The following is a 12,203-nucleotide window of genomic DNA, read 5'->3' as shown; positions in this document are numbered from 1 at the left end:
GTTTTCAGCGGCTATCAAGTCTTGATAGCAGACATTCCCCCATCGACATGCATGACTTGCCCGGTAATCCAGGCAGCATTTTCAGACAGTAAAAACCAGGCCATCTGGGCAATATCCTCTGCTTTGCCTAGACGTTTCAAAGGGTGCCGCGCTGCCGCAGCCTGTTTTTTGCTGTCTTCGCGCAAGAGACTTTCCGCTAATGGCGTGTCGGTCAATGACGGCGCGATAGCGTTTACCCGGATTTTTGGCGCCCATTCCGCCGCCAAGGCGCGGGTCAAACCCTCTATCGCACCCTTGGATGCAGAGACCGTGGCATGGAAAGGAAACCCGGTTTGCACGGCCACCGTGCTGAACAGCACCACCGAAGCACCCTCTGCCGCTTGTAGATTGCGCTGATAGTGCTGCAGGCAGCGCACGGCACCGATCAAATTAAGTTGAAAATCCGCAATAAACTCCTCGGGTTTGATCCTGGCGAAAGGCTTTAAATTGATAGTGCCGGGGCAATACACCAAACCTTGCAAGGGTTCATCAATGGCCGGCAATGCGTCGCTTGCTACATCGCAACTAAAATGTTTGAACACGTTCGGCACCGCAGCAGAACGGCTTAACGAGTAAATTTGACAGTGCGGCTGAGCCAAACCGGCAAGTGCCGCCCCAATCCCGCTACTGGCTCCTACAATCAAAACATTACCCATGTTGTCCTCTGTCAGCCGATCAATCCAAACAAAATCTGTCGTTTGCGGTGGGGGTGCTAATGATTTCTTCTTGTATGCGCCGTAACAGACTGAGTTTTGCACCACTAGCCCCCCGTGGTCTGAAGGCTACCTTGCGGATGCAGTTAGTCAATGCACTACGCACGGCTAAGCTGGACGGGATAAACTAGTGCTTTTACGTGACGAGATTTGCGGATGAATCCAGGCCGATTTGGCATCTTTAGCGGCATCGCGGCACCGGTCATATGGCTGTCGCTGATTGGTTTGGCCGGTGCCATGCGCCCGGAGTTCAGCCACAGCTACCAGTACATCAGCGAGTTGGGCGAACGCGGCAGTATTACGGAAATACCGATGCGCTATATCGGCTTCGGATTCGCCGGATTATTGTATGTGTGCTTTGCATTAGCAGTCCCGGCCACTTTGCGCGAAGGTTGGCGTTCGGCGCTGCTCGCCATGCTGATTGGTCTGGACGGCATTGGGCGGATTGGGGCCGGCGTATTCGCCTGCGACCCTGGCTGCGATGGTTTGTCGTCCAGCCAAGAATTACATCGGCTGTTTGCGATGACCGGGTTTTCCGCGGCTATTCTGGCAACGCTTGTTTGCGGTGTGGTATTCCGACGCCATGCGTGGCTGGGCATACTTAGCGCTTACTCGATTGGTAGCGGCTTGCTGGCGACGACTTTGCTGCTGCTGATGACTTGGGAGGCCAATCCTATCCAAACCCCCGGCCTGTTCGAACACTGGGCAACCGGCGTGCTTTCCATCTGGACATTGGTGTTGGCGTTGCGTTTACGGCGCACTCCCGTAGCGACGGATGAATAGCGCTGTTGCTAAAAACTTTAGTTATATTGCCCGGCCCTTGTAACGACACTTCGGCACAGGCAAGTGTGGAGTGCAGTGGAGTATGAAATTTAAGGGTCTGCTTGATGGCAGGAACTTTCCAGGATTTCAATCACCGAAATTTCAACACCAAAACCGCGGGAGAATAATGTGATCAGTGCCGTATATGCCGCTTTGGCGGCCTTGCTAATAGCCGGGTTGTCACAGAGAGTTATCAAATTGCGCCGGGCAAAAAAAGTGATTTTCGGCGATGGCGGCGAGACCGATTTGCAAATCGCCATCCGCGCCCAAGGCAACGCTACGGAATACATACCGATATTGTTGATTTTATTGGCGCTGCTGGAATTAAGCGGCGGACATGCCGCGCTGCTGCATATCGGCGGTTTTGCGATCATCCTGGGTCGAATAGTCCACGCCCGGGGTTTGCTGCGCGCGAATCTGGATCAACGAGTGCTTGGCATGCAAATCACTATTTTTACTCTGATCGGCCTGGCCGTCGCCAATCTGGGCTACGCCGTTTATGCCGCATTCGGTTAGCTGAATCTGCGGAATGGCTGGATAGCTTAAGGCCGTTTGAGCAGGGCTAAAATGCCCGTTGCCAAGATGATTTCTCTAAGAAAACACAAAAGACCGGCTATCAGCGCCAGCATTGATGCCACAAACAAAAGAGAGACGGCATCCGAGAGATCGATGGCCAATTCCACGCCGACAAACATGACGACGATGGACAGGCAAACCAGTAAGGCACAACTGGTACAGAGGATGATGGACCATTGATTCCAGCGTGCCCGCCGCGTCAAGATTTGCAACTCCGGATGATGTTGCTCGGCTTGCGCGCCATCAAGCTCACTGAGCAAACGAAACCGGTCCACGGTGCGTCCCAGGCGGTTGGTCAATACCGCCAAAATACCGGCAACGCCGGACAGCAGAAAAACCGGAGCGACCGCTTGTTGAATCACATGAGCAACTGTCGGTATGTTGGCTATGGCATCCATAATGACTATCCGCAAAATTAAAATTAACGCATTTATCCACCCAAGCTTTAAATGCCCCGGATTCCTGATTCCCGCGACATTCAAACGCCGGGTTTAATCGGACAAGTTAAACTCGCACCTTGCCCACTGTCGAAAAATTTTACAATGAGTGTTGCATTTAATGTGTGTCCGGTTAAAGTGACCGATCCGATAAATTCGACCGCCAACCTCACGGAGTAACGTGTGTCTCCCGTTAAGTCATGCAAATTTGCCCTGCTCGGGCTTATCCTCAGCCAGCTGCTTTGCTCGCCCACATTGGCCGCCCCGGTCTCGCCGATGTACCGGCCTTCCTCGGCGCTGACCGGCCAAGATCTGGCCGTCATCGTCAACGACGCCGATCCCTCGAGCGTCCAAATCGCCGATTATTACCAAAAGCAGCGGCAAATTCCGGCTGATCAGATGATACATGTGCGTTTTGCACCGAATCAGGCCGTGTTGTCCAAACAACAATTTGAGCAAGTGAAGCAGGAAGTCGATCAAAAAACGCCGGCACATGTGCAGGCCTACGCGCTGACCTGGCTGCAACCGTTTCGCGTCGATTGCATGTCCATCACCACAGCCTTCGCAGCGGGTTTTAGCGAATCCTTTTGTGCCAGAGGCTGCGTACAAACCCATAACAGCCCTTATTTCACCTCCGAAACCGATAAACCGTTTAAAACCCACGGCTGGCGGCCCACCATGGCCGTGGCCGGCAAGACCTTTGCGGAAGCGAAAAAACTGATCGATACCGGTGTCGCCTCGGATTATTCGCATCCGCAAGGCTCGGCATATTTGTTGAAAACCTCGGACCAGGCCCGCAGCTCCCGAGCCGCGCTGTTTCCGAAAGTGGCCGAATCGCTGACCAGCTTTTGGCCTGTGCATTATCTGGAGCAAGAGTATATTGAGGGACGACAGGATGTGATGTTTTATTTCACCGGACTGACCAAAGTGCCGCATCTGGCGGATAACCGCTATTTACCGGGCGCTGTTGCCGACCATCTCACCTCTTCGGGTGGCGTGATGTCGGGTAGCGACCAAATGAATATCATCGAATGGCTGCGTGCCGGCGCTACCGCCAGTTATGGCGCGGTGGTGGAACCGTGTAATTTTCCGGCCAAGTTTCCCAATCCGGGCGTATTGATGTATTTCTACTTGCGCGGCAGCACTGTGATTGAAGCTTACTGGAAAAGCGTCGCCCAACCTGGCCAGGGGATTTTTGTCGGCGAACCGTTGGCAAAACCGTTTGCCTATCAGCCGCACCAAGCGCCGGCGCCTTAGTAGGCATCCATAAAATCCCTGCTCACCCAAGAAGATGGGATTTTAGACGTCACCCCGGATCCGCTTCTTCGTCCGCGACGACAAGCCGATTGCGGCCGGCTTCCTTGGCGACGTAAAGCGCTTGGTCGGCACGAGTTAACAGATCGAGCCGATTGCCGCCATGGACCGGATAAATCGCCACACCTATCGATACCGTCACCTGCGGCAACTGATGATTACCGAATTTCAGCGATAAGCTTTCGATAGCCACGCGCAAAGCGTCCAGACGTTGCAAGATTTTGTCCGGCTGGATTTCCGTGGTGACCACCACGAATTCTTCGCCGCCGAAACGGCAAACCATATCGCTGCCTTCCCGAAAGCCATTCATCAATTGCGCGGTTTTTTTCAAAACTTCGTCACCGGCATCGTGGCCGTAGTTATCGTTAAAAATTTTAAAATGATCGATGTCTACCATCGCTACAGCCAGCATTTTGCCGCAGCGGCTCATCCGCAATAATTCCCGGTCCAACACTTCTTCCAGAAAACGCCGATTGAACAAACCGGTGAGCGGATCGCGTATCGATAACTCGTGCAATTCCTCGCGCAAGCTCAAATTCGCCAAGGCCAGCCGGGCGCTATCCGCGGCGGCTTCAGCTATCGATAGCTCGCGTTGAATATCTTCCGGGTGGCCACTAGTAAACCGATGCTCGATGTAAATCAAACCCAAAGCGCGCGAATGTGCTAACAGCGGAATGCACAGATAAGGGCTGGTTCCCGGTTTTACGTGGCTGCAAACCGGATTGATACTCTGGCCGACGCGCGCCATATGAATGCAGCCGCGCCGCATGCCCCAGCATTCGTCCGGGGTAAACACGGCTTCCAGTTCGCTTTCGCCACAGCCCCAAGCATCGGCCAGTACCAGCGAATTACTGGCGGCGTCCAGCATATACAGACCGCCGACGGAATCGGCAAACAAACGTACCAATGCCGCTTTGATAATCGGATAAGCTTCGTCCATTTTTTGGCAGCTCTGTAAAAGATCAGTCATCTCGCGGATTAATTGCATATGCAAAATCGCCGCTTCCAATTCGGTTTGGGCTTTTTTTAACGCGGTAACGTCCCGCGCCGCAGCAAAAATCCCGGCGACGTCGCCTTTGTCATCCCGATAAACCGAGGCGTTGTACATCACCTCGGTGATCTGGCCGGAGGTATGGCAGATAGCCAGCGGATAATCCGTGACTTTGCCTTGCGAAAACGCCAGGCGATAACCGTCGCGGGCTTTTTGCGGATCGGTAAAGTAAGTGGAAAAATCGCTGCCGATCAATTGCTGGCGCGGTACGCCGGTGACTTTTTCGGTAGCGCTGTTTACGTCCATGATCTTACCTTCCGCGCTGATAGTCACCAGCGGATCGAGACTGGCCTCGATCAGGCTGCGCGCATAGGAGGTTTTAAGATTTTTCATCGGCGCGACTCAAGGCAATCGCAGTTCATGAATATCGGCGACGCTTATTTAAATGCCTCGCCCCATTGTCCGAGATAAAACCGTTGCTCCAGGGCCGCACGGCTGCGTTCCGCCTGCTCGCCGGCTTGAAACTCTTCGGCTAAGTTATCCGCCTCGGCTTGATAGCCTAACGCCAACATCGCCATCGGCGTACAGTCGTCCGGTAAATTCAGCACTTGCCGGGCTTTATCGGCATCGAAACCGCCCATTTGATGGGTAATCAAGCCTAAGGCGTTGGCTTGCAAGCATAAGCTCAGCGTGGCGGCGCCGGTGTCGTAAGCGGCAAAGCGGTTGGTTTTGCCGTTGTGATTGAAATTCTGCATCGCCACCGTCAAGATCAACACTGGGGCGTTTTTGGCCCACAGCTGATTTTTTTCGACAATCACCGATAGCGCGGTTTCCCAGGCTGCGAGATTGCTGGATTTGTCGCAAACCACAAAGCGCCAAGGCTGGTCGTTAAAACAAGACGGCGCCCAGCGCGCCGCTTCCAGACACGCGGTTAAATCCGGGTGGCTGACCATTTTATCCACGGCAAAAGCCCGCGGGCTCCAACGGCTGGCGATCAAGTCGTGAATCTGAACCTGGGTGGTGGCGCGTTTATGTTGCATGGTTGAGCCCCTTGTGTGTGCTTAAGTAATTTTTAGTGCATGCCGGACCAGTAGTTTGCCGACCCTGTGCCACGCATAAACCCGCCGGTAAATTTCCTAAATCAGCAAACCGGATACGCTAACCGATGGTAACTCGCCGACGCCGTCCCGTCTATTTTTAGCACGGTTCAAGGTCCAGCGCCGAGTAGGCTTTATGCCACTTGGCACTTGGTGCTAAAATCGCGCGTTTACTATCATCCTTAGACTCATTCGGCTAATCGGCGCAACCGTTATTTTCAGCGGCCTAAGTCCGCACCCAGCCGCTGGAATGCAACGCAGACAACATCATGACCATGGATTACAAACAAACCCTGAACCTCCCCAAGACCGAGTTTGCGATGAAAGCCAATCTGGCGCAACGCGAACCGGAGATGCTGAAAAAATGGAACGAAAATCAGCTGTACCAAAAAATTCGCGAGGTTTGCGCCGGCCGACCTAAATTTGTGCTGCATGACGGCCCTCCCTACGCCAACGGTGCGATTCACATCGGCCACGCCGTCAACAAAGTGTTGAAGGACATCATCGTCAAATCCAAAACCCTCAGCGGTTTCGATGCGCCTTATGTGCCGGGCTGGGATTGCCACGGCTTGCCGATTGAGTTGATGGTGGAAAAATCGGTCGGCAAGGCCGGCGTCAAAGTCACTCCGGCCGAATTCCGTAAAGAGTGCCGAGCCTACGCCAAGAAACAAGTCAATATCCAGAAAGAAGAATTCATCCGCCTGGGTGTCTTGGGCGATTGGGACAACCCTTACTTAACCATGGATTTTGCCTTCGAAGCCGACATCGTCCGCGCTTTGGGCAAAATCGCCGCCAACGGCCATCTTAGCAAGGGCGCCAAACCGGTGCATTGGTGTACCGATTGCGGCTCGGCGCTCGCCGAGGCGGAAGTGGAATATGAAGACAAACATTCGCCGGCCATTGATGTGCGCTTCGCCGTCGTTGATGAACACGCTTTCATGGCCAAGTGCCATCACGCCGGTGACCGCGAAGGCAAAGGACCGCTGTCGGTGGTGATCTGGACCACCACGCCCTGGACACTGCCAGCCAACCAGGCCGTGGCTTTGAATCCGGATCTGGAATACGCGGTCGTGCAATGCGAGATCGACGGCCAAACCGAGCGCTTGGTCATCGCCGAAGCGTTGTTGAAAGACGCGGTACTCCGTTACGGTATCGGCGAGCATCACATCGTTGGCTACTGCAAAGGCGCAGCATTGGAAAATCAACTGCTGCAACACCCGTTTTACGACCGGCAAGTGCCCGTCATCTTGGGCGACCACGTCACCACCGATGCCGGTACCGGCGCGGTCCACACCGCTCCCGGCCACGGTCAGGAAGACTATGTGGTAGGGATGAAATACGGCTTGCCGGTGGACAATCCGGTCGGCAGCAACGGCGTGTTTTTGCCTAGCACCGAATTGTTCGCCGGCCTGCATGTGTTTACCGCCAACGAAAAAGTGCTGGAAGTGTTGCGCGAACGCGGCAAACTGCTGCATCACCACGCCTTGCTGCACAGCTATCCGCATTGCTGGCGCCACAAAACCCCGATCATTTTCCGCGCCACCCCGCAATGGTTCATCTCCATGGAGAAAAACGGCCTGCGCGATACCGCCTTGAATGAAGTGAAGCGGGTAGAGTGGATACCGGATTGGGGCCAGGCCCGTATCGAAGCCATGCTGAATAACCGTCCGGACTGGTGTATCTCTCGCCAGCGTACCTGGGGCGTGCCAATTGCCTTTTTCGTGCATAAAGAAACCGGCGAACTGCATCCACGTACCGGCGAATTGATCGAACAAGTGGCCAAACGCATCGAACAACAAGGCATAGACGCCTGGTTTGAACTGGACGCGGCGGAACTGATCGGCGCCGATGCCGAGCATTACCAAAAAATGACCGACACCCTGGATGTCTGGTTTGATTCCGGTGTGACCCATGCCGCCGTGTTGGAGCGCCGCGAGCAACTGCGCTTCCCGGCTGACCTGTATCTGGAAGGCTCGGATCAGCATCGCGGCTGGTTCCAATCTTCCTTATTGGCGTCGGTAGCGATGAACGACGTCGCGCCTTACAAACAAGTCTTGACCCACGGCTTTACTGTCGATGCCGAGGGCAAGAAAATGTCCAAATCCAAAGGCAACGTGGTGCTGCCGCAAACCGTGATGAAATCGCTGGGCGCGGATGTGTTGCGCTTGTGGGTGGCCGGCACCGATTATCGCGGCGAAATGTCGGTGTCGGACGAGATTCTGAAGCGCACTTCCGACGGTTACCGCCGCTTGCGCAATACCGCCCGCTTTCTGCTCTCCAACCTGGACGGCTTCGACCCCGCACAACATCTGGTCGCCAAGGACGATTTGCTGGCGCTGGACCGCTGGGCCGTCGATAAAGCCTGGCAATTGCAGGAAGAGATCAAAGCCGCTTACAGCGCCTATCAATTCCAAAGCATCTACCAAAAAGTGCTGACCTTCTGCAGCATCGATTTGGGTGGCTTTTACCTGGACATCATCAAAGACCGCCAATACACCGCCAAGGAAGATTGCCTGGCCCGGCGTTCCGCGCAAACCGCGATGTACCATGTCATCGAAGCGCTGACCCGCTGGCTGGCACCTATCACCAGCTACACCGCCGACGAATTATGGCAATTCATTCCCGGTGAGCGTGGCGAATCGGTGTTTCTGGAAACCTGGTACGAAGGTTTGTTCCCGCTAGACGCCAACGCCGCTATCAGTCGCGACACCTGGGACAAAGTCATGGCAGTGCGCACCGTGGTCTCCAAGGAACTGGAGCAACTACGCGGCAAGGGCGCCATCGGCGCGTCTTTGAATGCGGAAGTGGAATTGTATTGTGATGACGCTTACGGCGCGGAATTGAACAAACTGGCCAGCGAGCTGCATTTCGTGTTCATCACTTCCAACGCCGGCGTCGCCGACATGCAATTCTGCCCGGACGATGCGGTAGCGACCGAATTGGACGGCGTGAAATTGAAAGTGACGGTATCCGAGCATCCAAAATGCGTGCGCTGCTGGCACCAACGTTACGACATCGGCGAAAACCCTGAGCATCCGGAATTGTGCGGCCGCTGTGTAGAAAACGTCGCCGGCAATGGCGAGACCCGTCGTTATGCTTAAGTGGTTGTGGATTTCCGCCGTAACGCTGGTGCTGGATCAGGCCAGCAAGTTGGCGGTCGACGGTTCGATGCAGCTATTTGAGTCGATCCCCTTGCTTCCGTATTTCAACCTGACCTACGTACATAATACCGGCGCGGCCTTCAGCTTCCTGGCCCAGGCCGGCGGCTGGCAGCGCTGGCTATTCGCCGGTTTGGCGGTGGTGATGAGCAGCATCATCGCCGTCTGGCTATATCGTTTAAAAAAACACGAGACTTTGATGGCCGTGGCTTTATCGTTGGTATTGGGCGGTGCCATCGGCAATCTGATTGATCGGGTGGCTTACGGCTATGTCATCGACTTTTTAGATGTCTATTACCGAAACTGGCATTGGCCGGCGTTCAATATTGCTGATTCGGCGATTTGCGTGGGCGTGGGGTTGATGTTGTTGGAGAGTTTTGGGGTTGGGCGCAAAACCGTGGACGTTTTGGAATAGTCCATCGTTTTCTCCTGAGCTAGTGCTTAGTTGCGTTATTAAGCGCTAATAATGTAATCTTGGAGGGATGTCACGAGTAGCCCCAAAAATTGAGTGTTCCGCGGAAGTGCGGGCAGAGTTAGAGCGGCGCGCAGCGAGCCGAACGGAAGAAGCTCGAATGGTCGAGCGAGCCCGAATGATTCTGGGCTGCCTGGATGGCGCGCAAGTCCAAGCGGTTGCAGCGCAATGCCAAACGCGGGCCAATACGGTCATCAAGTGGCGAAACCGCTTTATGGCTCAGGGGCTTTTGGGGCTGTCAGACGAACCTCGGCCGGGCGCACCGAAGACGTATGATGAGCATTTTCGACAGCGTGTCTTGGCAATCCTTGAGCTACCACCGCCAAAGGGACAAGCCGTCTGGGATGGTCCCGCTGTAGCTAGGGCCCTGGATAGTTCGGTTTACGCGGTTTGGCGCGTGCTCCGCAAGGAAGGGATTTGTCTGCAACGACAACGCTCCTGGTGCGTCAGTACCGACAAAGAATTTGCGGCAAAGGCGGCGGACATTGTTGGCTTGTATTTGAGTCCGCCCGAGAATGCCTTAGTCATCAGTGTCGACGAAAAACCCAGTATCCAAGCGCTGGAACGAATGACCGGGTACGTTGAAACCGACAGTGGCAAGATTGCGCGCGGATTCCAGAGCACCTATAAGCGTCATGGAACACTGAATTTGTTTGCGGCCCTGCAGGTTGCGACCGGTAACATCATCGCCCAGATAACCAAAACGAAGCGGCGTGAAGATTTTCTCGGGTTCATGGACACGATTGTTGCCGAGACGCCGGTGGGCAAAGAGTTGCATGTGATTCTGGACAATTACTGTACCCACAAAAAATGCGACGCCTGGCTGGCTCAGCATCCAAATGTCCATTTCCACTTTACGCCCACCTCAGCCAGTTGGCTGAATCAGGTGGAAATCTGGTTTGGCATCCTGTCGCGCAAAGCTTTACGCGGCGCCAGTTTCCAAAACATCGCAGCCCTGCGGCAAGCGATTGAAGACTTTATTGCCGCTTACAATCCAACGGCTACACCTTTTCGATGGCGGAAACGCGAGGTCCGCGGTGCGCAATTACGAAATACTATCGCTAACTTACGGAATTAAGCACTAGCTTTGCGGGCTTAAATTTGTGTCGCTATCGCGACGGCTGGTTTTTAATGTCGGGTCTCGGCCCGACAGCCGAGTAACTTTTCTTTATTTGGCCAAAGAAAAGTCACCAAAAGAAACGCCACCCGGATACCGCTTATTCCCTGCGCTCCTCGCTTTTGAACGGGGTCGCCGAAAGGGGCTTCCTGCCCCTTCGGCAACGCGATGCATCCTTGCATCGCCCCTGCGGGCTGATCCCTTCAAAAGCTCCGGTGCTCGGCGCGGCATACGGGAAAACCCCGCGCCAAATCCGCGGCTTATTGTTTACGACCCTTTGTAGGGTGCATTAGCGATAGCGTAATGCGCCGAATGATTTAAGACCAACATACGGCGCAATACGGTTACGCCTATTGACGCCCTACCAATTGCGCCTTATCGGGTTGACAGAGGAGAAAAAAATTGGAATTACCGAAGTTCAATGACACATTCCTTCCAATAATTGACATTCTGCGTGATGGTAGGATCGTTCCAGGACGGGAGTTGTTACGGCTTGTCGAAGAGAAATACTACTCAAAGCTTCCGCCAGAATTGCTGAATCAGACAACAAAGAGTGGTGATCGACTTCTGGAAAACAGAATCGCCTGGGGAAAGTCCTATCTCAAGAAAGGTGGTCTAGTCCACTATCCTCAACGCGGTTATGTCCAGATTACCGAGAAAGGTAAGTCCGCAAAGGTCGAAACGATTTCAATAGATCAACTGGCGTCTGACGTTATCGGCTTCTACAAACCGGAGGGAGCGATTTCTGAAAAGCAAGAAATTGCCAACTCAAGTCCACAGGACCTTATTGATTCTGGCATTGAACAGATTGAAGACAATGTCAAAATTGAGCTTTTACAGAAACTGAAGCTGATTGATCCATTCGCTTTCGAAAGAGTTATTCTTATCTTGCTGAATCGAATGGGCTATGGCGAATTCATTGAAACTTCCAAATCCCGTGATGGCGGAATTGACGGAATCATAAATGAAGATCAACTTGGTTTGGAGAAGATCTACATTCAGGCCAAACGGTATACTGACAACAAGGTCCGTGAACCCGATATTCGAAATTTCATCGGGGCCATGAGTGGTGACACAGCCAAGGGAATTTTTGTCACAACCTCCGATTTTGACGAAAATGCAAAGAAGAAGGCTAAGGCAGCCCATCACACAATCGTTCTAGTTAACGGACTGCGATTGGTTGAGTTGATGTACAAATTCGGGGTAGGGGTTCAAGTGAAAAACTCATATGAGGTCAAAGCGTTAGATAATGATTTCTTTGAAAATGAGGATATCTAACATCTAGTTAAATCTGAAAATTGCGTACCGAAATCACATGTTCTCAGCGTGGGAACGAGATAAAGCGCAGTAGATACTGTTATCCAAGTCAAGCCAAATGAATAGCCGAATCGAAGGGTTTGGCGGATTTTAAGACGCCGAACGCCACATGAATCAATTTTCGCATCATGGCGCCGATAATGAGTTTAT

Annotated in this window: 11 protein-coding genes and 1 pseudogene; 7 read left to right on the top strand and 5 right to left on the bottom strand. The window is 53.5% G+C overall.

Annotated features, from left to right (window positions below):
- Positions 1–14 precede the first annotated feature (14 nt).
- Positions 15–695 carry an SDR family NAD(P)-dependent oxidoreductase gene (locus QLH52_RS20345; protein ID WP_319962757.1) on the bottom strand — a complete coding sequence of 227 codons (681 nt, stop codon included), beginning with the start codon at positions 693–695 and terminating at the stop codon, positions 15–17.
- Positions 696–908: 213 nt separating this feature from the next.
- Between QLH52_RS20345 and QLH52_RS20340 the strand changes: the two genes are divergently transcribed.
- Both QLH52_RS20340 and QLH52_RS20335 read left to right on the top strand, forming a co-directional pair.
- A complete protein-coding gene (locus QLH52_RS20340; RefSeq protein WP_319962756.1) occupies positions 909–1,535 on the top strand; it encodes a DUF998 domain-containing protein in 627 nt (208 codons plus the stop codon).
- Between the two features lie 168 nt (positions 1,536–1,703).
- Complete coding sequence (locus QLH52_RS20335; RefSeq protein WP_205452037.1) at positions 1,704–2,090, top strand: MAPEG family protein; 387 nt, start codon at positions 1,704–1,706, stop codon at positions 2,088–2,090.
- A 26-nt stretch (positions 2,091–2,116) separates the two neighbouring features.
- Here QLH52_RS20335 and QLH52_RS20330 read toward each other — a convergent pair whose 3' ends face one another.
- Complete coding sequence (locus QLH52_RS20330) at positions 2,117–2,548, bottom strand: DUF2721 domain-containing protein (protein WP_205452035.1); 432 nt, start codon at positions 2,546–2,548, stop codon at positions 2,117–2,119.
- Positions 2,549–2,770: 222 nt separating this feature from the next.
- Here QLH52_RS20330 and QLH52_RS20325 point away from each other — a divergent pair, with 222 nt between their 5' ends.
- Entirely contained in the window at positions 2,771–3,844 is a 1,074-nt protein-coding gene (locus QLH52_RS20325) for a TIGR03790 family protein (RefSeq protein ID WP_319962755.1), read from the top strand.
- A gap of 49 nt (positions 3,845–3,893) precedes the next feature.
- Here the strand turns inward: QLH52_RS20325 and QLH52_RS20320 are convergent, their stop codons facing one another.
- Entirely contained in the window at positions 3,894–5,285 is a 1,392-nt protein-coding gene (locus QLH52_RS20320) for a sensor domain-containing diguanylate cyclase (protein WP_319962754.1), read from the bottom strand.
- Positions 5,286–5,329: 44 nt separating this feature from the next.
- Entirely contained in the window at positions 5,330–5,932 is a 603-nt protein-coding gene (locus QLH52_RS20315) for a nitroreductase family protein (RefSeq protein ID WP_319962753.1), read from the bottom strand.
- A gap of 326 nt (positions 5,933–6,258) precedes the next feature.
- Here QLH52_RS20315 and ileS point away from each other — a divergent pair, with 326 nt between their 5' ends.
- From ileS to QLH52_RS20295, 4 genes are all read left to right on the top strand, one after another.
- Entirely contained in the window at positions 6,259–9,090 is a 2,832-nt protein-coding gene (gene ileS / locus QLH52_RS20310; RefSeq protein WP_319962752.1) for an isoleucine--tRNA ligase, read from the top strand.
- The gene (gene lspA, locus QLH52_RS20305) at positions 9,083–9,562 is read left to right on the top strand and encodes a signal peptidase II (protein ID WP_319962751.1); all 480 of its coding nucleotides are present in this window, start codon (positions 9,083–9,085) and stop codon (positions 9,560–9,562) included. Before ileS ends, lspA begins: the two co-directional genes overlap by 8 nt.
- Positions 9,563–9,629: 67 nt before the next feature.
- A complete protein-coding gene (locus QLH52_RS20300) occupies positions 9,630–10,697 on the top strand; it encodes an IS630 family transposase (protein ID WP_319962750.1) in 1,068 nt (355 codons plus the stop codon).
- A 441-nt stretch (positions 10,698–11,138) separates the two neighbouring features.
- Positions 11,139–12,014, top strand: a complete 876-nt coding sequence (locus QLH52_RS20295) for a restriction endonuclease (RefSeq protein WP_319962749.1) — start codon at positions 11,139–11,141, stop codon at positions 12,012–12,014.
- An 88-nt stretch (positions 12,015–12,102) separates the two neighbouring features.
- Here the strand turns inward: QLH52_RS20295 and QLH52_RS20290 are convergent.
- Positions 12,103–12,203, bottom strand: a pseudogene (locus QLH52_RS20290) (IS110 family transposase); the annotation flags it as partial.

Origin of the sequence: Methylomonas defluvii, from assembly GCF_033949435.1 — a bacterium.
In the GTDB taxonomy this organism is placed as follows: domain Bacteria; phylum Pseudomonadota; class Gammaproteobacteria; order Methylococcales; family Methylomonadaceae; genus Methylomonas; species Methylomonas defluvii.
The sequence above is the reverse complement of the archived record's forward strand: the minus strand, read 5'-3'. Positions and strand labels throughout refer to the sequence as shown.